26 protein-coding genes are annotated in these 25590 nt (G+C 56.5%); 25 read left to right on the forward strand and 1 reads right to left on the reverse strand.

The features are described from left to right. Window positions 1-3 precede the first annotated feature (3 nt). Genes otnK through RMS03_RS02785 form a run of 4 tightly spaced genes read left to right on the forward strand, consistent with a single transcriptional unit; the run spans window position 4 to window position 3894 of the window. Complete coding sequence (gene otnK / locus RMS03_RS02770; protein ID WP_310625585.1) at window positions 4-1320, forward strand: 3-oxo-tetronate kinase; 1317 nt, start codon at window positions 4-6, stop codon at window positions 1318-1320. Continuing rightward, complete coding sequence (locus RMS03_RS02775) at window positions 1317-1976, forward strand: aldolase (RefSeq protein WP_310625586.1); 660 nt, start codon at window positions 1317-1319, stop codon at window positions 1974-1976. Before otnK ends, RMS03_RS02775 begins: the two co-directional genes overlap by 4 nt. Window positions 1977-2000: 24 nt before the next feature. Beyond that, entirely contained in the window at window positions 2001-2810 is an 810-nt protein-coding gene (gene otnI / locus RMS03_RS02780) for a 2-oxo-tetronate isomerase (protein ID WP_310625587.1), read from the forward strand. 25 nt (window positions 2811-2835) lie between these two features. Continuing rightward, entirely contained in the window at window positions 2836-3894 is a 1059-nt protein-coding gene (locus tag RMS03_RS02785) for an alpha/beta fold hydrolase (protein ID WP_310625588.1), read from the forward strand. 32 nt (window positions 3895-3926) lie between these two features. Here the strand turns inward: RMS03_RS02785 and RMS03_RS02790 are convergent, their stop codons facing one another. After that, the gene (locus tag RMS03_RS02790) at window positions 3927-4505 is read right to left on the reverse strand and encodes an SRPBCC family protein (RefSeq protein ID WP_310625589.1); all 579 of its coding nucleotides are present in this window, start codon (window positions 4503-4505) and stop codon (window positions 3927-3929) included. Between the two features lie 124 nt (window positions 4506-4629). On the opposite strand from RMS03_RS02790, the gene RMS03_RS02795 reads away from it, so the two are divergent. The 21 genes from RMS03_RS02795 to paaX all read left to right on the forward strand — a co-directional run bounded on the left by RMS03_RS02795 (window position 4630) and on the right by paaX (window position 25233). Then, window positions 4630-5712: an alkene reductase gene (locus RMS03_RS02795; protein WP_310625590.1), complete on the forward strand. Its 1083-nt coding sequence runs from the start codon at window positions 4630-4632 to the stop codon at window positions 5710-5712. Between the two features lie 12 nt (window positions 5713-5724). Next, window positions 5725-6144 carry a VOC family protein gene (locus RMS03_RS02800; protein WP_310625591.1) on the forward strand — a complete coding sequence of 140 codons (420 nt, stop codon included), beginning with the start codon at window positions 5725-5727 and terminating at the stop codon, window positions 6142-6144. A 349-nt stretch (window positions 6145-6493) separates the two neighbouring features. Then, window positions 6494-7372, forward strand: a complete 879-nt coding sequence (locus RMS03_RS02805) for a branched-chain amino acid ABC transporter permease (protein ID WP_310625592.1) — start codon at window positions 6494-6496, stop codon at window positions 7370-7372. A 2-nt stretch (window positions 7373-7374) separates the two neighbouring features. Next, entirely contained in the window at window positions 7375-8307 is a 933-nt protein-coding gene (locus RMS03_RS02810; RefSeq protein ID WP_310625593.1) for a branched-chain amino acid ABC transporter permease, read from the forward strand. A gap of 2 nt (window positions 8308-8309) precedes the next feature. Then, on the forward strand, window positions 8310-9071 hold the full coding sequence (locus RMS03_RS02815; RefSeq protein ID WP_310625594.1) for an ABC transporter ATP-binding protein: 762 nt from the start codon (window positions 8310-8312) through the stop codon (window positions 9069-9071). An 82-nt stretch (window positions 9072-9153) separates the two neighbouring features. Beyond that, window positions 9154-9855, forward strand: coding sequence for an ABC transporter ATP-binding protein (locus RMS03_RS02820; protein WP_310625610.1), 702 nt, complete (start codon window positions 9154-9156; stop codon window positions 9853-9855). 150 nt (window positions 9856-10005) lie between these two features. Continuing rightward, window positions 10006-11673: a phenylacetic acid degradation protein PaaN gene (gene paaN / locus RMS03_RS02825; protein WP_310625595.1), complete on the forward strand. Its 1668-nt coding sequence runs from the start codon at window positions 10006-10008 to the stop codon at window positions 11671-11673. A 14-nt stretch (window positions 11674-11687) separates the two neighbouring features. Then, a complete protein-coding gene (gene paaG / locus RMS03_RS02830; protein WP_310625596.1) occupies window positions 11688-12485 on the forward strand; it encodes a 2-(1,2-epoxy-1,2-dihydrophenyl)acetyl-CoA isomerase PaaG in 798 nt (265 codons plus the stop codon). Window positions 12486-12487: 2 nt separating this feature from the next. After that, on the forward strand, window positions 12488-14017 hold the full coding sequence (gene paaH, locus RMS03_RS02835) for a 3-hydroxyacyl-CoA dehydrogenase PaaH (protein ID WP_310625597.1): 1530 nt from the start codon (window positions 12488-12490) through the stop codon (window positions 14015-14017). Then, complete coding sequence (gene paaI / locus RMS03_RS02840; RefSeq protein WP_310625598.1) at window positions 14010-14480, forward strand: hydroxyphenylacetyl-CoA thioesterase PaaI; 471 nt, start codon at window positions 14010-14012, stop codon at window positions 14478-14480. The genes paaH and paaI overlap by 8 nt, the downstream gene beginning before the upstream one ends. Window positions 14481-14590: 110 nt before the next feature. Further along, entirely contained in the window at window positions 14591-15919 is a 1329-nt protein-coding gene (gene paaK, locus RMS03_RS02845) for a phenylacetate--CoA ligase PaaK (protein WP_310625599.1), read from the forward strand. Between the two features lie 31 nt (window positions 15920-15950). Continuing rightward, window positions 15951-17156, forward strand: a complete 1206-nt coding sequence (gene pcaF, locus RMS03_RS02850; RefSeq protein WP_310625600.1) for a 3-oxoadipyl-CoA thiolase — start codon at window positions 15951-15953, stop codon at window positions 17154-17156. A gap of 24 nt (window positions 17157-17180) precedes the next feature. Next, window positions 17181-18326, forward strand: coding sequence for an ABC transporter substrate-binding protein (locus RMS03_RS02855; RefSeq protein WP_310625601.1), 1146 nt, complete (start codon window positions 17181-17183; stop codon window positions 18324-18326). A gap of 25 nt (window positions 18327-18351) precedes the next feature. Continuing rightward, window positions 18352-19134: an enoyl-CoA hydratase/isomerase family protein gene (locus RMS03_RS02860; RefSeq protein ID WP_310625602.1), complete on the forward strand. Its 783-nt coding sequence runs from the start codon at window positions 18352-18354 to the stop codon at window positions 19132-19134. A 42-nt stretch (window positions 19135-19176) separates the two neighbouring features. Then, window positions 19177-20184 (forward strand): 1,2-phenylacetyl-CoA epoxidase subunit PaaA, encoded by a 1008-nt coding sequence (gene paaA / locus RMS03_RS02865; RefSeq protein WP_310625603.1) that lies wholly within the window; start codon window positions 19177-19179, stop codon window positions 20182-20184. Beyond that, the gene (gene paaB / locus RMS03_RS02870) at window positions 20181-20492 is read left to right on the forward strand and encodes a 1,2-phenylacetyl-CoA epoxidase subunit PaaB (RefSeq protein WP_310625604.1); all 312 of its coding nucleotides are present in this window, start codon (window positions 20181-20183) and stop codon (window positions 20490-20492) included. The genes paaA and paaB overlap by 4 nt, the downstream gene beginning before the upstream one ends. Next, window positions 20492-21274: a 1,2-phenylacetyl-CoA epoxidase subunit PaaC gene (paaC, locus tag RMS03_RS02875; RefSeq protein ID WP_310625605.1), complete on the forward strand. Its 783-nt coding sequence runs from the start codon at window positions 20492-20494 to the stop codon at window positions 21272-21274. Before paaB ends, paaC begins: the two co-directional genes overlap by 1 nt. Next, window positions 21271-21810, forward strand: a complete 540-nt coding sequence (gene paaD / locus RMS03_RS02880; RefSeq protein WP_310625606.1) for a 1,2-phenylacetyl-CoA epoxidase subunit PaaD — start codon at window positions 21271-21273, stop codon at window positions 21808-21810. The genes paaC and paaD overlap by 4 nt, the downstream gene beginning before the upstream one ends. 20 nt (window positions 21811-21830) lie before the next feature. Next, entirely contained in the window at window positions 21831-22928 is a 1098-nt protein-coding gene (locus tag RMS03_RS02885) for a 2Fe-2S iron-sulfur cluster-binding protein (RefSeq protein WP_310625607.1), read from the forward strand. 51 nt (window positions 22929-22979) lie between these two features. Then, window positions 22980-24218, forward strand: a complete 1239-nt coding sequence (locus RMS03_RS02890) for an MFS transporter (RefSeq protein ID WP_310625608.1) — start codon at window positions 22980-22982, stop codon at window positions 24216-24218. 127 nt (window positions 24219-24345) lie between these two features. Further along, window positions 24346-25233 (forward strand): phenylacetic acid degradation operon negative regulatory protein PaaX, encoded by an 888-nt coding sequence (gene paaX / locus RMS03_RS02895; protein WP_310625609.1) that lies wholly within the window; start codon window positions 24346-24348, stop codon window positions 25231-25233. Window positions 25234-25590: the final 357 nt, after the last annotated feature.

Raw genomic sequence — 25590 nt, forward strand, 5'->3', positions numbered from 1 at the left:
CACATGACCCAAGCCACCTCAAAGCCCTTGCTGGGCTGCATTGCCGATGACTTCACGGGTGCCACAGACCTGGCCAACAACTTGGTGCGTGCAGGCATGCGCACGGTGCAAACCATCGGCGTGCCATCGGACCACCAAGCCATCGATGCCGACGCCATCGTGGTCGCACTCAAGTCCCGCACCATCGCCGCCCAAGACGCCATCGCCCAATCGCTGCAAGCCTATGCATGGCTCAAGGCGCAAGGTGTCGAGCAGATTTACTTCAAATACTGCTCCACCTTTGATTCCACCCCCGAAGGCAACATCGGCCCCGTGACCGAGGCCTTGATGGACGCCGTCTTTGGGCACGGCCAAGGCTTCACCATGGCCTGCCCTGCCTTTCCCGAAAACAACCGCACCCTCTTCAAAGGCCATTTGTTCGTGGGCGATGTGCTGCTCTCTGACAGCGGTATGCGCCACCATCCTTTGACGCCCATGACCGATGCCAATCTGGTGCGCGTCATGCAGTCCCAAACACAACGCAAGGTCGGGCTGGTCGAACACGCTTGCGTGGCTGCCGGCCCCGATGCCATTCGGGCACGCTTTCAAGCCTTGCAAGCCGAGGGCGTGGGTGTGGCGGTCGTGGATGCCATCAGCAACCAAGACCTGCTCAACATGGGGCAAGCCTTGGCCGATGTACCGTTGGTCACGGCGGGCTCTGGCGTAGCGATTGGTTTGCCGCAGAACTGGCAAGCGCGTGGTGCGTTGTCCACCCAGCTCAAAGCCGACACCCTGCCACAAGCCACTGGCTACCAAGCGGTGGTGTCTGGCAGTTGCTCAGTGGCCACCAATGCCCAAGTGCGCCATTGGCAGCAAGCAGGCCAGCCCGCATTTGGGGTGGATCCGTTGGCCATCGCGGCGGGCGCTGATGTGGTGCAACAAGCCCTTGACTGGGCCGTGCCACAACTCCCACACGGGCCGGTGTTGGTCTATGCCACCGCAGAGCCCGAAGCGGTTAAAGCCATTCAACACCAATTGGGCGTCGCCCATGCTGGCGAATTGGTGGAGCGCACCTTGTCCCGCATCGCCAAAGGCTTGGTGCAAGCAGGCGTGCGTCAACTCGTAGTGGCGGGTGGCGAAACCTCAGGCGCGGTGGTGCAAGCTTTAGACGTCGAACGCCTGGTGATTGGCCCACAAATTGACCCCGGCGTGCCGTGGACCTCGGTGAGTTCGAGCGTCTGCCATGGCGATACAGTACACATCACTTTGAAATCTGGAAATTTCGGCACTCAGGATTTTTTTGCAAAATCCTTCGCGTTGTTGAAAGCCATAGGCACATGAACGAACTCGCATCTCGCCAAGAAATTTGCCGCATCGGCGCGTCACTCTATGCATGTGGCTATGTGCATGCCAGCGCAGGCAACATCAGCGTCAAGCTGGAAGACGGCAGCTTTTTAATCACCCCCACCGATGCTTGCCTTGGCCATTTGGTGGCCAGCGAGTTGGCCCATGTCAGCGCCGAGGGTGCGCAACTCAGCGGTGCCCACGCTTCCAAAACACTGACGCTGCACCGAAGCATTTACGTCGCCGCCCCCCACGCACGCTGCGTCATCCACACCCATGCCACGCACTTGGTCAGCCTCACCCTGCAAGGGGTCTGGCACAAGGCCGACATCGTCCCCCCCATAACGCCCTACTACGTGATGAAAGTCGGGCATGTGCCCCTGGTGGCCTACCAACGCCCTGGCGCAGCCGCAGTGGCCACCGAAGTCACCGCGCACATCCGCAACAGCACCGCACAGCAAAAACCCATTCGTGCCGTGATGCTGGAGCGTCTCGGCCCTGTCGTGTGGCACCAAACTCCCGCAGAGGCCAGCGCAGTCCTTGAAGAACTCGAAGAAACTGCCAAGCTCTGGCTCATGTCAGACCGCCAAGCCAGCGCCTTGACGCAGGCGCAAATTGATGAACTTCGAGAGACTTTTCACGCGCTTTGGTAAACCCTTCTTTGATTCAAAACACCTATGCCACGTTTTGCCGCCAACCTCAGCATGCTCTACAACGAGCATGAATTTCTAGACCGCTTTGCCGCTGCTGCGCAAGACGGGTTTCAAGCGGTTGAATATTTATTCCCTTATGCGTTTGATGCCCAAGCCTTGCGCCAGCGCCTCCACGACAACGGCTTGCAACAAGTGCTCTTCAATGCCCCACCGGGTAACTGGGATGCAGGCGATCGCGGCTTGGCTTGCTTGCCTGGACGCGAACGCGAATTTCAAACCGGCTTTTTGCAAGCGCTGGACTACGCAGAGGTATTGAGTTGCCCACGCATCCATGTCATGGCAGGTTTGAAGCCCAGTGGGATAGACCACGCCACACTGGAGAGCACTTACATCCAAAACATCGCTTGGGCCGCCACTGAGGCGCAAAAAGCGGGCCGTGATGTGCTGATTGAACCCATCAACACCCGCGACATGCCCGGCTTCTTCTTGAACTACCAGAGCCAAGCCCACCACATCATTGAGCACATAGGTGCCTCTCATGTGAAAGTGCAGATGGACCTCTACCATTGCCAAATCATGGAAGGCGACATTGCCGCCAAGATTCGTCACTACCTGCCCACCGGTCGCGTGGGGCATTTCCAAATCGCGGGGGTGCCGCTGCGCCACGAGCCAGACTTGGGCGAACTCCACCACCCTTACCTGTTCGAGGTGATTGACGAGGTGTCTGCCGCTTGCGGCTGGGAAGGTTGGATTGGCTGCGAATATCGCCCCGCGCGAGGTGCTGTGCCCCACGGCACACACGATGGATTGGGCTGGTTGCATCCGCAAGGGTAAGCGATGAAAAACAAAGGAGTCGTTGATGTACAAATTTCTCACCGTGTGTCTCTCTGTGTGGATGCTCTGGCAAAGTCCTACCGTGCTGGCTCAAACATTCCCTCATCAAAAATCTGAGGTCTGGATTGCCAAAGACTTTCGCTTTCACACGGGCGAAATCTCGCCCGCTTTGAACATCGGCTACACCACGCTAGGCAACCCTGCGGGTGAGGTGGTGGTAATTCTTCACGGCACCACAGGCACTGGTGCAGGCATGCTCAACCCAGCATTTGGCGGGGAGCTGTTCGGCCCTGGCCAGCCGCTGGATGCCTCGAAATATTTCATCGTCTTACCAGACGCGATTGGCACGGGGAAATCCAGCAAACCCTCGGACGGGCTGCGCGCCCAATTCCCCAGGTACAACTACGACGACATGGTGTCTGCCCAATACCGCCTCCTCACAGAAGGCCTGCGCTTGAAGCGCGTGCGCATGATTTTGGGCAACTCCATGGGCGGCATGCAAACCTGGTTGTGGGGTATTCAACACCCAGAATTCATGGACATCTTGGCACCCATGGCGTCCATGCCGTCTGAGATGTCCGGCAGAAACTGGTTGATGCGCCGCCTCATCATTGACGCGATTCGCAAGGACCCCGACTGGATGAACGGCAACTACACCCAGCAACCACGCAGCCTTCAATTTGCATCCGTCTTCTACGCCATCGGCACCAACGGGGGTCACCAAGGTTTGCAACGCCTCGCGCCCACCCGAGAAAAAGCCGATCAGTTGCTCAACCAAAGACTGAGTGCGCCATTTGCTGGCGATGCCAACGATCACCTTTACCAATGGGAGGCATCGCGGGACTACAACCCACTCGATCAACTTGAAAAAATCAAAGCCACCTTGCTTGCCATCAACTCTGCGGATGATGAGCGCAACCCGCCCGAGCTCAACGTCATGAGCAAGGCCTTGTCCAGAATCCCCAACGCGCGCTTGTTACTCATCCCCGCCAGCGATCAAACCGCGGGACACGGCACAACCGGGCAAGCCAAGTGGTGGAAACACGAAGTGGGTGCGCTGATTCAAACAGCACCACGCCGATAGGCCTTCACAACACACGATCCAAGCAGCCAAGTTCAGCAGAGTTGTTTGATGCGTTCCGCGCCAGCCTTGGCCATGGCCTCAAAGCTGCTGCTCAACCGGTTTTTGATGAAGTACTCAATCACGACTTTGGGCAGTAACGAATCGGGCTCCGACTCAGCGCGGTACTTGAACACGGTCCCCGTCCCCTCGCTCTCTAAGCGCCAAGAGCCTTTGTAGAACTTGGTCTCGCCGCTGAGTTGCACAAAGTCAGTGCCTTGGTTGGGCAATTCGGTCATCTCCAGCACCATGCGCATCTTGATCGGGAAAAACAAAATGCGCTCTTGCAAGCCACGCTCAACCCGCGCTTTGCGTGCTTCCATGCGCGTGGTGACCGAACTCACCACGCCGGGGATGTGGGTGGCCGCGTCGTAGTCGGTGAGGTAGCGGTAAGACTGACACACGCTCAACGGCACATAAAAACTCGCTTGGGTTTGAAACACAGCACCTTGCTGTGTCACATCGACTTTGATTTTGTAGTCCTCAGTCTCTGCCGCGCCCACCAAGCCGGCAAAAGCCATCCACCATGCACACCACCACTGCTTCATGCCATGCACCCTGTTGTTTTGGGCCATCGTAGCGGAGGATCAAGCCCCATGCTTGAAAAAGCAAAAATCTGCCCCATCTAATCAAAGCTGTCTTCACATGCTTGGACGATGGCGCAATTTTTTACTCCTTCACGTCACTCAGAAATCACACATGACCACGCCTCAACTTTTTCAACCCACACGTATCGGCGACATCGAAGTCGCCAACCGCATCGTCATGGCCCCGCTCACACGCAGCCGTGCCGATGAAGCACAGGGTGACCTCCCCGGCAGCGCCATGAACGTCGATTACTACCACCAACGCAGCACGGCGGGCCTCATCATCAGCGAAGGCACACAAGTCTCCCCCGTTGGCAAAGGCTATATGGCCACGCCCGGCATTTACTCAGACGCCCAAGTGGAAGGCTGGAAACCCATCACCCAAGCCGTGCATGACGCAGGCTCGAAAATCGTCGCGCAAATCTGGCATGTGGGCCGCATCACGCACCCTGATCTGACCAGTGGCGCACACCCCGTGGCACCTTCAGCCATTCAACCCAAGGTGGTCGCCTACACCCGCAATGGCAAAGTCGATGTGCCCGTGCCCCATGCACTCTCCACCGCTGAAATCAAAGACGTGGTGCAGCAATTCCGCCAAGCCGCAGCCAACGCCATGCGTGCAGGCTTTGACGGTGTGGAGATCCACGGTGCCAATGGCTACTTGGTGGATCAGTTCATTCGCGATGGGGCCAACCAACGCACCGACGAATACGGTGGCTCCATTGAAAACCGTTGCCGCTTTGCCTTGGAAGTGGTGGATGCGTGCACCGCAGAAATCGGCGCTGGCCGTGTCGGCATCCGCTTGTCACCGCTGACCCCATTCAACGATTTGGCCGACAGCCACCCACAAGCGGTGTTTGGCTACTTGGTAGAAGCGCTCAACCAGCGCGGCATTGCCTTCATCCACTTCATCGAAGGCGCGACTGGGGGTCCACGTGATGTGCCCGGCTTTGACTACGCCTGGGCACGCCAAGCATTCAAAGGCTGCTACATCGCCAACAACGGCTACAACCGTCAAATGGCCATCGATGCAGTTGAAGCTGGCAAGGTCGATGCGGTCGCGTTTGGTCGCTTGTTCATCGCCAACCCCGACTTGGTGGCACGCTTGGCATCGAATGCGGCCTTGAACGAAGCCAACCCCAGCACCTTCTACACCCCCGGCCCTGTGGGCTACACCGACTACCCCACACTCTAAAGAAGCCTCACCATGAAATACCTACACACCATGGTGCGCGTGACCGACTTAGAAGCATCGCTGCGCTTTTACCGCGATGCACTCGGTCTGCATGTGCTGCGCACCAACGAGTACCCCCAAGGCCGCTTCACCCTCGTCTACCTCGCCGCCCCCGGTGACGACGACGCACAAGTAGAGCTAACCTACAACTGGGACCCCGAGGTCTATACCGGTGGGCGCAACTTCGGTCACTTGGCCTATGCGGTCGACAACATCTACGCCACCTGCGCGCAATTGCAATCACATGGCGTCACGATACTTCGCCCACCCCGCGATGGCCGCATGGCCTTCGTGCGCTCACCCGACGACATCTCGATTGAGTTGCTACAAAAAGGCGAAGCTTTAGCACCGCAAGCGCCTTGGGTGGATATGCCCAACGTGGGCAACTGGTAAGAGCCCGATCATTTTTTGGCCTGATACTTGCTCAGAGAAGTAGGCCCTACACGGTCTACTCGGAATGAAAAGCAAGCTGCGCAGCGCTGAATCAAAAGCGCATCGCCATTTAGCCTAGGACTTACCCTTGAAATCGAGGTTTTTACACCCAAAAGCGATACTTTTTAAAAGTTTTCAGTGAATAATAAGTAACACATTGAAAGCGGGTTGTGCGCAGGAAAAACAATTCGCAAGCGCAAAGAAGCATCGCTTGATTGATGTTTTCACTTATTTGAACCACACGGAGACCCCCCATGCAACACCCGTTTATCGGTCGCTTGGCAGCGTGCGAGAGGCTGGAGATGGCGTCATGATGCTTTCTCAATTTCTGCAATTCTTGTTTTCTGGCATCACCGTGGGGGCCACGTACGCCTTAGCGGCGTTGGGCTTCACACTCATTTACAACGCCAGCAATGTGATCAACTTTGCGCAAGGTGAATTCATCATGTTGGGCGGCATGTTGGCTGTGTTCTTTGCGCAAATGGGTCTGCCCTTGCCCCTCGTTTTGCTGCTGGCCATTGTGATTCCGGCCATCGTCGGCATCGTCATGGAGAAGGTGGCGATTGAGCCGGTGAAGGGTGCCGACACGGTGTCCTTGATCATCATCACGATTGGCGCTTCGCTGGTCATCCGGGGGTTGATCCAAGTCTGGCTGGGCAAAGGGACGTTCAGCCTGCCAGCCTTCTCGGGCGACGCGCCCATCCAAATTCTGGGAGCCACACTCATGCCGCAAAGCCTGTGGGTGTTGGCGGTGACGGCCCTGTTGGTGGTGTCGCTGTGGTATTTCTTCAGCCGAACGTTGACGGGCAAAGCCATGCTGGCCACCTCGTTCAACCGAACCGCGGCCGAACTGGTGGGCATCAACACCGACGGGGTGTTGTTCTTGAGCTTTGCCATGTCGGCGAGCTTAGGCGCCGTGGGCGGGATTTTGGTCACACCGATCACCATGACCTCTTACGACGTGGGCATCATGCTGGGCCTCAAGGGCTTTGTCGCTGCGGTGGTGGGGGGGTTGGGCAATGGCCTCGGTGCGGTACTGGGTGGCTTGCTGGTGGGCATCTTGGAGGCCATGGGCGCAGGCTATATCTCCTCGGCTTACAAAGACGCGGTGCCTTTCGTCTTGATTTTGTTCATTCTTTTCTTCATGCCACGCGGCCTTTTTGGCGGCAAATCGACAGACCGGGTGTAACCATGCAAAAGAACGCTTACTTAGGCTTGGGGCTGGTTGTCGCTGTTTTGGCGGTGCTTCCTTTTGTGCTGCCCAACAGCTATTACATGGACTTGGCGATCCGCATGGCGATCAACGCCATCATCGTCATCGGACTGAATTTGCTGATTGGCTTTGCTGGACAGATCAGCTTAGGACATGCCGGGTTTCTCGGCATTGGGGCTTACGCATCGGCTGTGCTGCCCGTTCACTTGGGCATGCATCCGCTGGTCGCGATGGGCGTGGGTGCGTTGGTGACGGCCTTGATTGCGGGCACCGTGGCTCGGCCAATTTTCAAACTCAAGGGCAACTATTTGGCGATGGCCACTTTGGGGCTAGGCATCATCCTTAATATTGCGTTGCGCAACGAAGCACAATGGACCGGAGGACCGGACGGCATGGCCGTGACGCCGATGGCCCTGCTTGGCTTTGAACTCAACAGCGACAAGCAATGGTATTGGGTGGTGGCCTTGCTGCTGACATTCAGCGTCTGGGCCTCCTTGAACTTAATTGACTCGCCGTTTGGCCGCGCACTGCGTGCGCTGCACGGCTCAGAAGTCGCGTCGCAAGTGGTGGGCGTCAACATCGTGCGATACAAGGTCACGATTTTTGTGTTGTCGGCTGTGTTTGCCAGCCTCATGGGCAGCATCACGGCGCACTACATCGGCTTTGTCACGCCCAACGTCGCTGACTTCTTCCACTCGATTGAACTCGTCACGATGGTGGTCGTGGGCGGCATGGCATCGGTGTTTGGCTCGATCGTGGGCGCTATTTTGCTCACCGCTTTGCCACAAGCACTGGCAACGTTTGAGGGCTGGGAAACCGTGGTGTTTGGTGCGATCTTGATGCTTTGCATGATCTTTTTACCCAAAGGTTTGGTCCCAACCTTGGCGGCCAAATTAGATAAGGGAGCTTGATGATGTCGCTGCTTGAAGTCAAAGACTTGTCCATCCACTTCGGGGGGGTGAAGGCCGTTCAAAACGTGTCCTTCCAGATTGATGCGGGCATTGTGTATTCCGTCATTGGCCCCAATGGCGCAGGCAAAACCACCCTCTTCAACCTCATCACGGGTGTCTACAAACCCACCTCGGGCGAAATACGGCTAGATGGTGAAATGATCCACGGCAAGTCCCCCAATGAGTTGGCGGAACGCGGCGTGGCGAGGACGTTTCAAAATTTGCAAATTTGCATGAACATGAGCGCCATCGCGAACGTCATGGTGGGCGCGCATTTGCGACTGGACCGCAATCTTTTCAAAGCGGCGCTGCGTTGGCCCAACCTGCGCCGGCGTGACCTCGCGCTGCGCGACGAAGCCGCCGAGTTGATGAAGTTTGTGGGTCTTGAAAACTACACCTCCACCAGAGCCGACGCCATGTCCTACGGTGTGCTCAAGCGTCTTGAGATTGCACGCGCTTTGGCCATGAAGCCACGCCTGATTTTTCTGGATGAACCCGCCGCAGGCCTCAACCCGAAAGAGACCATCGAGATTGACCGCTTAGTTCGCAAGTTGGCGGACTCGGGCATCACCGTGGTGTTGGTGGAACACGACATGAAAATGGTGATGAACTTGTCAGACCGCATCTTGGTGCTGGACTACGGAAAAAAACTCACCGAAGGAACAAGCGCGGAAGTTCGCAAGAACCCCGATGTGATTGCAGCATATTTGGGCGCACACGCCTAAGGGTAGAGACATGGAAGCATTATTAGGCTCACACAGCAGCGGAACCTTAGACCGACATGCAGCACCAGCAACCGGCGATGTGTTGCTCAAGGTCACGGGACTGGAAAGCAGCTACGGGCGCATCAAAGCACTCAAAGGCTTGAGCTTAGAAGTGCGGCGCGGTGAGACCGTTGCCCTGGTCGGTGCTAACGGCGCTGGCAAAACCACGTTTTTGCGTGCCCTCTCTGGGGTTCAACCTATGGGGGCGGGTGAGATTTGGTTCAACGGTGACGATATTTCCAAGGTGCGCTCCGACCAACGCATGCGACGCGGCATTTGCCACAGCCCCGAAGGGCGGCAAGTGTTTGGTCCGCTGTCCATCGAAGACAACCTGCGCTTGGGCGCTTACACCCAAGCCAAAGAACATCTGTCAAAAGACCTTGAGCGGGTCTACAGCATGTTCCCCATCTTGAAAGAAAAACGCAAGCTACCCGCAGGCACCCTCTCTGGTGGCCAGCAGCAAATGCTGGCCATTGGCCGCGCGCTGATGGGGCGACCCAAGTTGCTGCTGCTGGATGAACCTTCGATGGGTTTGGCCCCGCTGTTGGTAGAAGAGGTGTTCAACGTGGTCAAAGCACTCAAGCGAGAAGGCATGACCATCATCCTTGCCGAACAAAATGCCTTTGCCGCACTGGCGCTGTCAGACCGTGGCTACGTTCTCGAAACAGGCAAAATCACTCTCACCGGCCACGGCCAAGATTTAATCCGCAACGAACAAGTCCGCGCTGCTTACCTAGGCATGTAACGAGATCCACAGATCAGGCGGGTAAACCCTGATCTTTTCTTCAACTCAATGCGATACATTTTTAAATATTCTTAGAATAGATTTGTAACGCATCAAACCGCTGCCACGTTCGCGTGACCCGATCACCTCACCCTCTTTGGAGTCTCTTTCATGTCTCACCCCTTGTTTGAAAAACACCGTGCCACCTTAGATGCGGCCTTGCACGCCATCGCCACGCGTGGCTACTGGTCGCCCTACAGCGAGATGCCCAGCCCCAAGGTCTATGGTGAGACAGCCGCCGCAGATGGCAAGGCCGCTTACGAAGCACATGTGGGTCACCCCTTTGAATTAGACCAACCAGGTCAACTCGGATGGACGGGTGCGGAAGCCTCGCCTTATGGCGTGGCACTCGACGTGAAGTACCCCTTGTGCGACCACGAAGCCTTGGTGCAAGCCGGCCAAGTGGCGATGACTGGCTGGCAAGCGGTGGGCGCAGAAGGACGCACAGGCATTTGTTTGGAGATCTTGTACCGTCTGAACAAGCAAAGTTTTGAAATCGGCCACGCCGTGATGATGACCACGGGCCAAGGCTGGATGATGGCTTTCCAAGCAGGCGCCCCCCATGCGCAAGATCGCGGCTTAGAAGCCGTCACCTACGCTTGGCGCGAACAAAGCTTTGTCCCCAAAGAAGCGGTGTGGGAAAAGCCACAAGGTAAAAACCCTGCGCTGGTGATGAAGAAGAATTTTGAAATCGTCGGGCGCGGGGTTGGCTTGGTGGTGGGTTGCGGCACCTTCCCGACTTGGAACACCTACCCAGGTTTGTTTGCGGCGCTGGCCACAGGCAATGCGGTCATCATTAAACCTCACAGCAATGCCGTCTTGCCTGCGGCCATCACGGTTCGCACCATTCGTGCGGTGCTGTCAGAAAACGGCATCGACCCCAATTTGGTCACGATGTGTGTGACCGACAAGCGCAGCACCACACAAGCGCTGGCCACACACTCCTCGGTGAAGTCTGTGGACTTCACGGGCAGCAACGTGTTTGGCTCATGGCTGATCGAGCACTGCAAGCAAGCGCAGGTGTACGCAGAGTTGGCGGGTGTCAACAACATCGTGATTGATTCGACCGATGCCTACAAAGCCATGTTGGGCAATATCGCCTTCACCTTGTCCCTGTACTCGGGTCAGATGTGTACCACCTCACAAGCTATTCTTGTACCTGCCCAAGGCATTGAGACAGACGAAGGCCACAAGAGCTATGACGAGGTGTGCGCCGATTTGGGCAAGGCCATCGAACGCTTCCTGAGCAAGCCCGAAGTTGCATTTGCGGTCTTGGGGGCCATGCAATCCAGCGCAACTGCGGAGCGTGTGGACTTAGCCAACAGCGGCAAGCTGGGCCAAGTCATCTTGGCATCACAAAAATTGAACAACCCCGAGTTCAACGGCGCGGATGTCCGCACCCCCGTGCTGTTGGCCTGCGATGCCACCGACGAAGCCGCTTACATGGAAGAGCGTTTCGGACCGATCAGCTTCATCGTGAAAACAGCGGACACACAAGCCGCCATTGCGCTGTCTGAACGTATCGTCCAGACGCATGGCGCATTGACGGTCGGTCTCTACAGCACCAGCGATGATGTCATTCAAGCCATGACGCAAGCGACTTGGCGCGGCAAGGTCGCACTGTCCATCAATCTCACTAGCGGTGTGTTTGTGAACCAATCGTCGGCGTTCTCTGACTACCACGGCACAGGCGGCAACCCATCGGCCAACGCGTCTTATGCAGACTCCGCATTTGTGGCCAATCGCTTCCGCGTTGTGCAGCGTCGCGCCCACGTCTGAGGCCACACACCGCCATGCACTACACACACATTCAGTGGGAAGTCGATCAGGGCATCGCCCGTTTGACACTCAACCGCCCTGACAAGATGAACAGCTTTCATGCGGACATGCACGCCGAAATGCGTCATGCCTTGGACCTCATCCAGACCGACACAGCCATTCGTGTGTTGGTCATCACGGGGGCGGGCCGAGGCTTTTGTGCCGGGCAAGACTTGGCCGACCCCGAAGTGCGGTTCACCCCTGGCGAGACACCACCCGATTTGGGGGATGTGGTTGAACGGCAATACAAGCCCCTCATCATGCGCCTGCGGAATTTGCGCGTACCCACCCTCGCCGCAGTGAATGGCGTGGCAGCAGGCGCGGGTGCCAGCCTAGCGCTGGCTTGCGACATGGTGGTGGCCAGCCATGCGGCATCGTTCATGCTGCCTTTTGCCAAGATTGGGTTGATTCCAGACACCGGATGTTCTTGGCATTTGCCACACCGCATCGGCCAAGCACGCGCCTTGGGGCTGGCCATGACGGGCCAAAAACTCTCGGCCCAACAAGCCGCCGAGTGGGGCATGATTTGGGAAGCCGTGGCTGACGATGCGTTTGTCAGCCGTGTGCAAACACTGGCCCAACAACTGTCCACCATGCCCACCCAGGCTTTGGCGAGAACCCGCCAAGCCATGCAGTCGGCCAGCTCACACACGCTGGAAGAACACCTCAGCTACGAAGGCATGTTGATGCGTGAACTCGGCCAAAGCGCGGACTACGTGGAAGGTGTGTCTGCATTTTTAGAAAAGCGTACACCACGCTTCACAGGAGCTTGAACATGAACCACGCAGCCCTTGCCATCACCACCCCCATCGGCGTCGTCGGTGCGGGTGCCATGGGTGCCGGTATTGCACAAATCGCCGCAGCCGCAGGCCACACCGTGCGCCTGCTGGACAACCGCGAAGATGCAGCGCGCCAAGCCATTGAAACCATCCAAGCGCAGTTCTCCAAAATGGCTGCCAAAGGCAAGATGACGGCAGAGGCCGCACACGCCGCTGGACAGCGCTTGCACCCCGCGTCAGCGGTTGCTGAATTGGCAGACACGGGCCTCATCATCGAAGCCATTGTGGAGAACCTAGAGGTCAAGCGCCAACTGTTCCGTGAGCTCGAAACCTTGTGTGACGCGAGCTGCATTTTTGCCACCAACACCTCATCGATTTCGGTCACCTCGATTGCGGCGGGACTGAGCAACCCGAAGCGATTGGTCGGCATGCACTTCTTCAACCCTGCGCCGCTGATGGCCTTGGTTGAAATCATCTCGGGCCTGGCCACCGACCCAGCTCTCGCGCAGTCCTTGTTTGACACCGCCAAGGCCTGGGGTAAAACGCCTGTCTTTGCCAAGTCCACCCCTGGCTTCATCGTCAACCGCGTGGCACGCCCTTTTTACGCAGAGGCGCTTCGTCTGTTGCATGAAGGTGCAGCGGACTGCGCCACCTTGGATGCCATCGTGCGTGAAGCCGGTGGCTTCAAGATGGGGCCGTTCGAGCTGATGGACATGATTGGGCATGACGTCAACTTCGCGGTCACGCAGTCTGTTTGGCGTGCGTTCTATCACGACCCCCGCTTCTTGCCCTCGTTGATTCAACAAGAACTCGTCGATGCGGGCTATTTGGGCAAGAAAACACACCGAGGCTTTTACGACTATGCCGCGAACGCCGTGCGTTTGCCGCCCCAAACCGAAGCGCCATTGGCCTTGCCAACCCACATCACGGTGTGCGGGACATCCAAGGCGGCCACCGCATTGGTGAATCGACTCACAGCCGCCGAGATCAACTTCAACACCGCCACCGCACACGACAGCCGCATTGCCGAAGTGGATGGCGTGGTGATCTTTGAAACCGATGGCCGAAGCGCCACCCAACGCGCACACGCCACCGGCATTCAAGCCTTAGTCCTCGTCGATATCGCGTTGGACTACGACAAAGCCAGCCGCATCGCCCTGTGCTTGGCACAACAAGCCAGTACCAAAGCACACCCAGCTGCCGTTGGCTTGTATCAAGCCGCAGGCTATGCCGTGTCCACCCTCAACGATGTCCCCGGCTTGGCCGTGATGCGCACCGTCGCCATGTTGGCCAATGAGGCCGCAGACGCCGTGAACCAAGGTGTCTGTGATGCCAGCGGTGCAGATACCGCCATGCAACTGGGCGTGAACTACCCGCGCGGGCCACTGGCCTGGGCGGACGACATCGGGGTTGCAAACATCCAAACCGTGTTGAGCCATCTCGGCGCGTTTTACGGGGAAGACCGCTACCGCGTCTCCCCACTCATTCAACAAGCCGTTTATGCAGGACGAACCCTCCATGGTTGAGAACAAGATTGCCATTGAAGCGCAAACATTGGCCGAAGCGGCTAGCCAAGCCATGTGGACACGCGACCAAGCCACCCATGCCTTGGGTATGAGCTTGACGGCCATTGCCCCTGGGCGCGCCACGATGCGCATGCCTGTGCGCTCGGACATGGTGAATGGCCATCAGATCTGCCACGGTGGGCTGATCTTCACCTTGGCCGACAGTGCCTTTGCCTATGCCTGCAACAGCTACAACTTGAACACTGTCGCTTCTGCATGCCACATTGACTTTTTATCCCCCGCCCGCGAAGGCGATGTGCTAGAAGCCCATGCGGTGGAACACTCTGCATCGGGCCGCACCGGTGTTTACGGCGTCGAAGTCAACGTCGTAGGTGGCAACACCGTGGCCCTGTTTCGCGGCAAGAGCTACCGAATCAAAGGCGAAGTGGTCGCCAGATTTGACGACCAAAACACACAACACTGAATTGGACATCAGGAGAAACTATGCACCCCAACGCTCATCACTTCGTGTGTTCACTGCCCCCCGAGGGGGCACAAGCCTCCTTTGAGGCGGCTCGGCAGGAGGCTTGAACCATGACGGCCAAAACAAGTCCCAACGCCAACATCCTTGACCCGATTGAAAAAGCAAGCCGCGACGAAATCACGGTCTTGCAACTCACGCGACTTCAATGCTCGGTGCGGCACACCTATGACCATGTCGCGCCCTACCGCGAAAAATGCGTTGCCAAAGGTGTGCATCCCGATGACCTGAAATCACTCGCAGACCTCGCCAAGTTCCCCTTCATGACGAAGTCTGACTTGCGCGACAACTACCCTTTTGGCTTGTTTGCGGTGCCCAAAAACAAAGTGGCACGTTTGCATGCCTCCAGCGGCACCACGGGCAAATCGGTGGTCGTGGGCTACACCACCAACGACTTAAACAACTGGGCCGACTTGATGGCCCGCTCGCTCAGAGCCGCAGGCGTTCGCCCCGGTGAGATGGTGCACAACGCCTATGGCTACGGCATGTTCACAGGTGGGCTGGGTGCGCATTATGGGATTGAGCGTGCGGGATGCACCGTGGTGCCCATGTCGGGTGGCCAAACAGAAAAGCAAGTTCAACAAATCATGGACTTCAAGCCCGATGCCATCATGGTTACACCCTCGTACTCGTTGGTGATTGCCGAAGAGTTTGAGCGTCAAGGCATTCGACCCGAAGACATCTCGTTGAAGGTAGGTATCTTCGGGGCAGAACCTTGGGGCGAAGGCATGCGCACAGAGATTGAAGCCAAGCTCGGCATTGATGCGATTGACATTTACGGTTTGACCGAAGTCATGGGGCCAGGCGTGGCCTGTGAATGCATCGAATCCAAAGATGGCCCCGTCATTTGGGAAGACCACTTTTATCCAGAGATCATCGACCCAGAAACGGGCGAGGTGCTGCCGGAAGGTTCTCTAGGTGAACTGGTGTTCACCTCGCTCACCAAAGAGGCCTTCCCCGTCATTCGCTACCGCACACGGGACCTGACACGTTTGCTAGAACCGACATCACGTTCGTTCCGTCGCATGGGAAAAATCACAGGCCGCTCGGACGACATGCTGATTGTGCGTGGCGTGAACGTGTTCCCCAGCCAGATTGAAGAGCAAATTTTGCGTGACAAACGTTTGGCTGCGATTTATCAAATTCACCTCAGCCGCGATGGTCACCTGGACAGCGTCGAGGTTCACTGCGAATTGCAGCGCGAAGCCAGTAATACCCTCGAAGCTCATGAGATTCAGCAAATCACCAAAGCGCTGCAACACCACATCAAAACCGTGATCGGGATTTCGACACAGGTCAAAGTCTTCCCCGCCGACAGCCTCCAGCGCACCGAAACGGGCAAAGCCCGCCGTGTGATGGACAACCGCCCCAAACAGCTTTGATCTCAACTTAAATTTTTAAAACGTACACACTATGACTGAAGCCTATATTTGCGATGCGATTCGCACACCCATTGGTCGTTACGGCGGCACGCTCGCGAGCGTGCGTGCCGATGATTTGGGAGCGATTCCAATCCAAGCGTTGATGAAACGCCATGCTCATGTGGATTGGGCTGCAGTTGAAGATGTGATCTATGGATGCGCCAATCAAGCGGGTGAAGACAACCGCAATGTGGCACGTATGTCTAGCTTGTTGGCAGGCTTGCCTGCGGATGTGCCGGGCACCACGATCAACCGCTTGTGTGGCTCTGGCATGGATGCAGTGGGGATTGCTGCCCGTTCCATCAAATCAGGAGAAACCGATTTGATGATCGCGGGTGGTGTGGAGAGCATGAGCCGTGCTCCCTTTGTCATGCCCAAAGCGGACACGGCTTTTAGCCGCAATAACGCGGTGTTTGACACCACTATTGGTTGGCGCTTCATCAATCCCATGATGAAGAAACTGTACGAAACGCACTCCATGCCGCAAACAGCGGACAACGTGGCCGCAGATTTCAACATCGGCCGCGCCGACCAAGATGCCTTTGCCGTGCGCTCGCAGCAGCGTTGGGCCGCAGCACAGGCAGCGGGCCGATTCGACGCTGAAATTGTCAGCGTCACCATCCCTCAGAAAAAGGGCGAGCCCCCCGTCTTCACCACCGATGAGCACCCACGCCCAGAAACAACGCTGGAGATGCTGTCCAAACTCAAAGGCATAAACGGTACTGAGCTCAGCGTCACCGCCGGCAATGCCTCGGGCGTGAACGACGGTGCCTGTGCGTTGTTGCTCGCCTCAGAAGCCGCTGCCGCACGACACGGATTGACACCCCGAGCACGCGTGGTCGGCATGGCCACCGCAGGCTTGGCGCCGCGCATCATGGGCTTTGGCCCCGCACCCGCGGTACGCAAAGTATTAGCGAAAACGGGCTTGACGCTCGAACACATGGCCGTGATAGAGCTGAACGAAGCTTTTGCGGCCCAAGGCTTGGCAGTGATGCGTGATTTGGGACTCCCCGATGACGCAGAACACGTCAATCCAAACGGCGGCGCAATTGCCATGGGCCACCCCCTTGGCATGAGCGGTGCACGTCTCATCACAACGGCGAGCTACGAGCTTGCACGTCGTGGTGGTCGGTATGCGCTGTGCACGATGTGCATTGGCGTTGGTCAGGGTATTGCCATCATCATCGAACGCGTTTGAAACAAACCATCAAGGAGACACCTCATGAAATTCACACTGAAAAAAATTGCACTCAGCGCCACATTGGCCTTGAGCACCTTGTCCGCATTGGCCAACGACACGATCAAAATCGGCTCCGTCCTTTCGGTCACTGGGCCTGCCGCATTTTTGGGTGACCCAGAGCTCAAGACCTTGCAGCTCTATGTGGAAGACTTGAACAAAAAGGGTGGTGTCCTGGGACGTCAACTCGAACTCGTGCATTACGACGATGGCAGCGACGCCACCAAAGCCAACAGTTTCACTAAGCGTCTGATTGAAGACGACAAGATCGACATCTTGATTGGTGGCACCACCACAGGCGCCACCATGTCCATGGTGCCCCTGGTGACCAAGGCTGAAATTCCATTCATCTCACTCGCGGGTGCGGTGGTGGTGATTGAGCCCGTCAAGAAATGGGTTTTTAAAACACCACACACAGACCGCATGGCCGCTGAAAAAGTGTTTGAAGACATGAAAAAGCGCGGCATCACCAAGGTGGCGCTCTTATCTGAAACCAGTGGTTTTGGTCAATCTGGCAAGAAGGAAACCGAGGTCGTCGCCGCCAAGTACGGCGTGACTTTGGTGGCCAACGAAACCTACGGCCCCAAAGACACCGACACCAGCCCCCAACTCACCAAAATCAAAAATACCGAAGGCGTTCAAGCCGTATTTGTTTTTGGCTTGGGTCAAGGCCCTGCAATCGTGACGAAGAACTACCGTCAACTGGGCATCACCTTGCCTTTGTATCAATCACACGGCGTGGCCTCGGATGAGTTTTTGAAACTTGCAGGTGTGGCTGCGGAGGGCGTGCGTCTACCCTCTCCTGCGCAATTGGTTCCTGAGCAACTGCCCGCCAACGACCCACAAAAATCCATGATCACGTCTTATGACAACGCCTATAAAACCAAATACAAAAGCGAAGCCTCCACATTTGGTGGTTATGCCTATGACGCACTTTTGTTGAGCGTCGATGCCATGAAACGCGCGGGCAGCACCGACAAAGCCAAAGTGCGTGATGCGATCGAAGCCACCAAAGGTTTTGTGGCCACCAGCGGCACCTTCACCATGTCTGCCACAGACCACATGGGCCTGAACTTGTCTGCCTTCCGCATGTTGGAAGTGAAAAATGGCAAATGGGTTCTGATGCAGTAAGCCAGTCAACGTATCACTCAGAACCATGTACAAAACTCTCGACATTACGCATCACCATTGTGTCGCCACGATTTGGATGAACCGTCCAGAGGTGTTCAACGCTTTCGATGAGCAATTGATTGCAGACTTGCACTCAGCGTGTAAGGCCTTGGACGCGGATGCCTCGGTGCGCGTCGTGGTTCTGGGTGGACTTGGCAAGCACTTCTGCGCAGGTGCCGATTTAAATTGGATGAAGCGTGCCGCCACATTCAGCGAAGAAGAGAACCGTGCCGATGCACGCTTGTTTGCTGAAATGCTGCACACTTTGTCGTCACTCTCCAAGCCCACCATTGCACGCATTCAAGGTGCTGCCCTTGGTGGCGGCACAGGTTTGGCAGCCGCCTGCGACATGGCTGTGGCCAGTACAGATGCGATGTTTGCCACTTCCGAGGTGAAGTTCGGCATCATTCCCGCGGTGATTAGCCCCTATGTGTTGCGCGCCATTGGGCCGCGTCACGCCTTGCGCTACTTTCAAACAGGCGAGCGATTCACCGCCGAACGCGCACACGCCATGGGCTTGGTCACGGAGCTCTGCGAGCGTGACGCCTTAGACGCCACCGTGAAAGCCATCGCTGATGCATTGATGGTCGGCGCGCCTCTGGCCCAAAAAGCCGCGAAAGATTTGATTTCAGACATTCATGGTCGCCCGATGGATGCGGCTACTTGCGAAGAAACCGCACAAAGAATTGCCCGTCAACGCGCCACTGACGAGGCCAAAGACGGCATCGCTTCATTTTTAGACAAACGCTCACCCGCTTGGATCCACTGATTCACGCCACACCTTCCACTGTTCACGCGATAAGGAAACACGATGTACACACAATCTTTCAGCGTTCCAGATGATTCATCCAACAAGGGGGCCAAATCTGTCGCCGCCATGGAGCCACCAGAGTTGATGGCGACATTCGACGCGCGCATTGATGCCGACGGTCGTATTGAGCCGCAAGACTGGATGCCCGAGGCCTATCGCAAAACACTCGTGCGTCAGATCAGCCAACACGCACACAGCGAAATCGTGGGCATGTTGCCCGAGGGCAACTGGATCAGCCGTGCACCCAGCTTGAAACGCAAAGCCATTTTGATTGCCAAAGTGCAAGACGAAGGTGGCCACGGCCTGTACCTCTACAGTGCCGCTGAGACACTGGGAACCAGCAGAGATCAAATGCTCGATGGCTTGCATTCTGGCCGTGCGAAATACAGCTCCATCTTCAACTACCCCACCCTCACATGGGCCGATGTCGGCGTGATTGGGTGGCTGGTGGATGGCGCAGCCATCATGAACCAAATCCCTTTGTGCCGTTGCTCTTACGGCCCCTACGCACGCGCCATGATTCGCGTGTGCAAAGAAGAGAGTTTTCACCAGCGTCAAGGCTATGAAGCCTTGCTCGTGATGATGACGGGCACTGCCCAACAAAAAGCTATGGTGCAAGACGCCGTGAACCGCTGGTGGTGGAAGTGCTTGGCCATGTTTGGCCCGCCTGATGCAGACAGCCCAAACAGTGCCCAAGGCATGCGCTGGGGCATCAAGCGCATCAGCAATGACGATTTGCGCCAAAAGTTTGTCGATGCCACGGTCCCGCAAGCCCAAGTCCTGGGTGTCACCCTGCCCGATCCGGACTTGAAGTGGAACGAAGCACGACAGCACTACGACTACGGCTCCATTGATTGGGACGAATTCTGGGCCACCGTCAATGGCAATGGTCCTTGTAACAAGGAACGCTTGAACACCCGTGTCAAAGCTTGGCACGAAGGTCAATGGGTGCGTGATGCCGCACTCGCTCACGCACGTCAACAACACACACTCAAGGAGGCAGCATGACCACCAAAACTACCCCTGCAAAAGCACTGAGCGAATGGCCCCTGTGGGAAGTCTTCGTCCGAAGCAAACAAGGCTTAGAGCACAAACACTGCGGCAGCCTGCATGCCAGCGATGCGCAACACGCCCTGCAAATGGCGCGTGATGTGTACACCCGTCGCCAAGAAGGCGTGAGCATTTGGGTGCTGCCCTCGCACAGCATCACGGCCAGCGCACCCGATGACAAGGGCGAGTTCTTCGATCCCGCCAGTGACAAGATTTATCGTCACCCCACGTTCTACACCATCCCTGAAGAAGTGGGGCACATGTGATGGCGCAGCATTTAGATTACGTGCTTCACTTGGCCGACAACGCCGTTGTGTTGGGACAGCGCAATGCAGAGTGGTGTGGTCACGGCCCCATCCTCGAAGAGGACATTGCCATGGCCAACAACAGCTTGGACTTGATTGGCCAAGCACGCATGCTCTACCAATACGCCGCCACATTGAAAGATGATGGCGCAACGGAAGACAGTTTGGCGTACTTTCGTGATGCGCAAGATTTTAAAAACTACACACTGCTTGAGCTGCCTCACCACGGCGCTTTGGTGGGTTACGCCGTGGACAGCCGCGATTACGCGGTGACCATCGTGCGCAACTTTCTTTACAGCGCCTTCATGGCACTGATCTGGGAAAAAATGCAAGGCTCGAAAGATGCGCAGTTGGCTGCCATCGCTGCCAAGTCTCTCAAGGAGGTTCGCTACCACTTGCGCCACGCGCACGACTGGTTGGTTCGCTTTGGAGATGGCACAGACGAGTCGCACCAACGTGCACAGCGTGCCTTGAATCATTTGATGCCCTACACGCAAGAGTTTTGGACACACAGTGATTTCGAAACCCAAGCCGCCCAAGCTAGTGTGGGTGTAGACACCCAACACATCAAATCGGATTGGGACACCTTGGTGCGCAATGCCCTCTTGGAAGCGCGTTTGCAAATGCCTTTGACCGAAGGCTTTGTGACCACTGGCAAACACGGTACGCACTCCGAGCATTTGAGTTTTCTGTTGGATGAAATGCAAAGCCTCGCCCGCGCACATCCAGAAGGTGTGTGGTGAGCCTCGACTTGAGCACCAACCCACACGTGGTCTCGAAGGTCTGGGATGCGCTGGACGCGCTCACCGACCCAGAGATCCCCGTGGTCACCCTGCGTGAAATGGGCATCATCCGAGACGTGGAACATGTATCCGACCACGTGGTGGTGGTGGTCATCACGCCAACGTACAGCGGTTGCCCCGCCATGGAACAAATCCATGACGACATCCGCAGCACCGTCAAAGCCTTAGGTCTCGCCGTTGAGGTGCGCACCCAGCTTGCACCGGCGTGGACCACGGACTGGATGACCGACACCGCCAAAGACAAGCTCAGAGCTTATGGCATTGCACCGCCCAACCGTCAGTATGGCGTGCCCGCTGAACAGACAAGTGTGGTGCATTTCATGCGCAAGCCATTTCAGGCAGCGGATGTGGTTGAGTGTCCGCACTGTGGTTCGAGCAATACCTGGGAGTCGTCGCATTTTGGCTCGACGGCCTGTAAGGCACTGTACAAGTGCCTCGACTGCCAAGAGCCGTTTGACTACTTCAAGCCTTATTAAGATTTATCGGAGAAGCGCACATGTCATCCCCAACTTTCCAAGAACTGTCCATCAAGAAAGTCAGTCCCGAGGCCGCTGGCTCTGTGGCCATCACTTTTGACATTCCTGCCGATGCGCGTCACAGCTTTCACTTTGAACCCGGTCAGTTCCTGACACTGCGCGCAGATGTCAAAGGGCAGGATGTGCGTCGCAACTACTCCATCAGTAGCCCACGCAGTCGCCTGACAAAAAATGGCGAACTAGAGATTGGAATTCGCCCTGTGGAGGGTGGCCTGTTCTCCAACTGGGCCTCGACCGAATTGAAGGAAGGCGACACGATTCGCGTCATGCCACCAGAGGGTCGGTTCACCATCAAAAAACCACGCGCTATTCATCGCGTTGGGTTCGCTGCGGGCTCGGGCATCACACCTATTTTGTCGATCGCAGCAACGACATTAGAAGAGCAGCTTGAATCCAAATTCACCTTGGTTTACGGCAACCGCCGCATGTCCAGCGTGATGTTCAACGAGTCCTTGCAGGACTTGAAGGACCGGTTCCCAGACCGCTTCACGATGATTCACATCCTGTCGCAGCAAGCGCAAGAAGTTGATCTGCTTCAAGGCCGCATTGATGCCGCCAAAATCAAATCCATCGTGGATGCGTTGCTGCCGGTCAAGAGCATGGATGAAGTGTTCATTTGTGGCCCAGAAGCCATGATTGAGGTGACTGAAAAAACTTTGCTGGATTTGGGTGTGCCTGAAAACCGTGTGCACAGCGAGCGATTCACCACCACCTCGGCTCAAGCACACAAAGTTCAAGCCGACACCGATGCCGCCAAACAAAAGAACGCTCAGGTCAAGACCGTGCAGATGACGGTTGTGCTGGATGGCAAAGAACATGAGATGGCGATCAGTCCAGGGGAACACGTACTGGATGCCGCATTGAATGCAGGCCTAGACCTGCCGTTTTCATGCAAAGCTGGTGTTTGCAGCACCTGTCGCTGCAAGGTGATGGAGGGTCATGTCACGATGGACAAAAATTACACGCTGGAAGCCGATGAAATTTCGCAAGGTTTTGCGCTGAGTTGTCAGGCGCGCGCAGCGACTCAAAAATTAGTCATCAGCTTCGACCATCGGTGACCCTCAACATACAGAGACCTTCAAGTTTCTGCATTTTTTCTAAGTACATACATGAACCATGCGCCTGCCCCGTCAAGCCTGATTGACTCGCCACAAGCGGCCATGCGTTTGCTTGTCACGTTGGGGCTTGTGGTTCTTGGCAACAGCAGCATGTATGTGGCGTCGGTGGTGCTACCCGCCGTTCAAACAGAGTTTGCAGTCGGTCGGGCCGATGCGGCGCTGCCATACACCTTGATGATGGTCTGCCTAGGGTTCGGTGGAATTTGGACTGGACGACTCGCCGATCGGTATGGGCTCATGCCCGTGCTTTGGTGTGGCGCTTTGGCCGTTTGCGGCGGTTTCGTGTTGGCCTCACAAGCGCAAAATATTTGGATCTTCGGGCTCGCGCATGGCATCTTGGGGTTACTGGGCAGTGCGTCGACATTTGCGCCGCTCATGGCCGACACGGCGCTGTGGTGGCAAAAGCGACGCGGCATTGCCGTGGCCATCTGTGCCAGCGGTAACTACATTGCAGGCGCACTCTGGCCACCCCTTGTTCAGCACGGCATCGAGACCATCGGATGGCGACCGACTTATTTGTTGCTCGGTTTGCTCTGCGGTATCGGCATGTGGGTGCTATCCCTGCGCATGAAGTTGCGCCCCCCTGTCGCCCTGCCTGCATCCACTCAAGCCAACGCTGTCGCCAGTGATGTGGAGCGCCCTTTTGGTTTGCATCCGACACCTGCGCAGTGGCTGCTGTGTGTGGCGGGTGTGGCTTGCTGTGTGGCCATGTCGATGCCACAAGTGCATATCGTGGCGTATTGCACCGACCTAGAATTTGGCCCCGCACGCGGCGCTGAAATGCTGTCGCTCATGCTCACCTGTGGCATCGTTAGCCGGTTGGCGTCTGGCGTCATTTGCGATCGAATTGGCGGCATCCGCACCTTGCTCCTAGGCTCAGCGCTACAAGGCGTGGCTCTGCTGATGTTTTTGCCTTTTGATGGCCTCGTCCCCTTGTACCTGATCTCGGCCATGTTTGGCCTCTTCCAAGGCGGCATCGTGCCCTCATACGCCATCATTGTTCGCGAGCACTTTTCGCCGCATGAAGTGGGCACAAGAGTGGGCAGCGTCATCATGGCCACCTTGGTAGGGATGGCGCTTGGCGGCTGGTTGTCGGGTTGGATCTTTGATGTGACAGGCAGCTACAAGGCGGCCTTCATCAACGGCTTGGCTTGGAATTTTCTCAACCTCTCCATCACGGGTTGGCTGTTCTTGCGTTTGCGAAAAGTCAAAACACCAACTGCTCGATGATCTTGCAAGCCAAATTTCTGGGTGTGTTCGATCTGTAAAATTTCGACACATGAGAAACAGCGCCAATCATTCGATCCAAACGAGACTGGATATCTTTCGGCAACAAAACCGCGTCAAGGCAGGCTCTTTGATCATCTCTGTGTTTGGCGATGCCATCCTCCCAAGAGGTGGGACGATTTGGCTTGGCGGCTTGATTCATTTACTCGAACCTCTTGGCTTGAACGAACGCTTGATTCGAACCACGGTGTTTCGCTTGGTCAAGGATGAGTGGCTCACCACGCAGACCCAAGGCCGCCGCACGGACTACAAACTGTCGTCTTCTGGATGGCGCCGCTTCGAAGAAGCCTCGCGTCAAATCTACGCCGCCAATGCCCCGCACTGGGACAACCGATGGCGACTGGTGATGCTGCTCGCCGAGCTACCACTGCGCGAACGTGAACGTTTGCGTCGTGCGCTTTACTGGCAGGGCTTTGGACAAATGAATGCCAATTGCTTCATCCATCCAAGTGCAGACCTCACCTCTGCATTTGATGCGCTGGGGGTAGATGGCATGGCCGATGTCCTGCCTAAACTCATGCCGCTTGTGGCACTCAATCCAAGACTGGGTCACTCGGCCAACGACTCCGACATGATTCATTCGGCGTGGGATCTTGAGCATCTGGGCGCGAACTACATGGCATTTGTTTCGACCTATCAGTCGATTTTGGATGCATTGCGAAAATCAAAGATATCCAGCATCGATGAAGAAAGCGCATTTCTCACACGCACTTTGTTGATTCATGATTTTCGACGTCTGTTGCTGCGAGACCCAGAACTTCCAGAAGTTCTGCTGCCAGCCAAGTGGCCGGGACAAGCGGCGCGAATGCTTTGCAAAGAGCTGTATCGCCGCTTGCTAGATCCCTCAGAGCGACATTTAGACAACCATTTGCTGCTGGCCAATGGCGAGGCACCTTTGGCCAGTGACATGGTGGCGCAGCGATTCCAAGCAGGCCCGCATGTGGCGCAAGTGATCTGAACTCGCCAGCCAATCATTGCGCCGTCGCCGCAGTAACGGACATAAGCATCCACCAGTGGCTCGTGTCCACCTGGAGCTGTCCAATCTTTGAGAAGTTGTTTACAGAACTATCGAGAACCTTTGTCGGGAACCTATCGACTTGCTTGTGCCGCTCGTGCAGTTGCTCCAATGTTTGAAATCTTGCGTCTTCTTTGTCCATTGTCAAAACATGAGGGCAATTACTTGGCGGATTCAAGGACGAAGTGCAACACGCTTTAACGAGGCATGGAATACCTCGTGAGGTGTCTTGAATCCTAGTCGCTTTCTGGGGCGGTGATTCAATCGGTTTTCAATCATAGTCAATTCCTCATCCGTCAC

The sequence above is a fragment of the Limnohabitans sp. genome (assembly GCF_031538885.1).
GTDB lineage: Bacteria > Pseudomonadota > Gammaproteobacteria > Burkholderiales > Burkholderiaceae_C > Limnohabitans.

Bases quoted from the DNA above. Each gene is read 5' to 3' on its own strand.
- paaK (WP_310625599.1), top strand. From the start codon at position 14,591: ATGACGGCCAAAACAAGTCCCAACGCCAACATCCTTGACCCGATTGAA.
- RMS03_RS02810 (WP_310625593.1), top strand. From the start codon at position 7,375: ATGCAAAAGAACGCTTACTTAGGCTTGGGGCTGGTTGTCGCTGTTTTG.
- RMS03_RS02815 (WP_310625594.1), top strand. From the start codon at position 8,310: ATGTCGCTGCTTGAAGTCAAAGACTTGTCCATCCACTTCGGGGGGGTG.
- RMS03_RS02795 (WP_310625590.1), top strand. From the start codon at position 4,630: ATGACCACGCCTCAACTTTTTCAACCCACACGTATCGGCGACATCGAA.
- paaB (WP_310625604.1), top strand. From the start codon at position 20,181: ATGACCACCAAAACTACCCCTGCAAAAGCACTGAGCGAATGGCCCCTG.
- paaH (WP_310625597.1), top strand. From the start codon at position 12,488: ATGAACCACGCAGCCCTTGCCATCACCACCCCCATCGGCGTCGTCGGT.
- paaG (WP_310625596.1), top strand. From the start codon at position 11,688: ATGCACTACACACACATTCAGTGGGAAGTCGATCAGGGCATCGCCCGT.
- paaN (WP_310625595.1), top strand. From the start codon at position 10,006: ATGTCTCACCCCTTGTTTGAAAAACACCGTGCCACCTTAGATGCGGCC.
- paaC (WP_310625605.1), top strand. From the start codon at position 20,492: ATGGCGCAGCATTTAGATTACGTGCTTCACTTGGCCGACAACGCCGTT.
- RMS03_RS02885 (WP_310625607.1), top strand. From the start codon at position 21,831: ATGTCATCCCCAACTTTCCAAGAACTGTCCATCAAGAAAGTCAGTCCC.
- RMS03_RS02805 (WP_310625592.1), top strand. From the start codon at position 6,494: ATGATGCTTTCTCAATTTCTGCAATTCTTGTTTTCTGGCATCACCGTG.
- RMS03_RS02890 (WP_310625608.1), top strand. From the start codon at position 22,980: ATGAACCATGCGCCTGCCCCGTCAAGCCTGATTGACTCGCCACAAGCG.
- paaI (WP_310625598.1), top strand. From the start codon at position 14,010: ATGGTTGAGAACAAGATTGCCATTGAAGCGCAAACATTGGCCGAAGCG.
- otnI (WP_310625587.1), top strand. From the start codon at position 2,001: ATGCCACGTTTTGCCGCCAACCTCAGCATGCTCTACAACGAGCATGAA.
- RMS03_RS02790 (WP_310625589.1), bottom strand. From the start codon at position 4,505: ATGGCCCAAAACAACAGGGTGCATGGCATGAAGCAGTGGTGGTGTGCA.
- otnK (WP_310625585.1), top strand. From the start codon at position 4: ATGACCCAAGCCACCTCAAAGCCCTTGCTGGGCTGCATTGCCGATGAC.
- RMS03_RS02860 (WP_310625602.1), top strand. From the start codon at position 18,352: ATGTACAAAACTCTCGACATTACGCATCACCATTGTGTCGCCACGATT.
- pcaF (WP_310625600.1), top strand. From the start codon at position 15,951: ATGACTGAAGCCTATATTTGCGATGCGATTCGCACACCCATTGGTCGT.
- RMS03_RS02785 (WP_310625588.1), top strand. From the start codon at position 2,836: ATGTACAAATTTCTCACCGTGTGTCTCTCTGTGTGGATGCTCTGGCAA.
- RMS03_RS02800 (WP_310625591.1), top strand. From the start codon at position 5,725: ATGAAATACCTACACACCATGGTGCGCGTGACCGACTTAGAAGCATCG.
- RMS03_RS02775 (WP_310625586.1), top strand. From the start codon at position 1,317: ATGAACGAACTCGCATCTCGCCAAGAAATTTGCCGCATCGGCGCGTCA.
- paaA (WP_310625603.1), top strand. From the start codon at position 19,177: ATGTACACACAATCTTTCAGCGTTCCAGATGATTCATCCAACAAGGGG.
- RMS03_RS02855 (WP_310625601.1), top strand. From the start codon at position 17,181: ATGAAATTCACACTGAAAAAAATTGCACTCAGCGCCACATTGGCCTTG.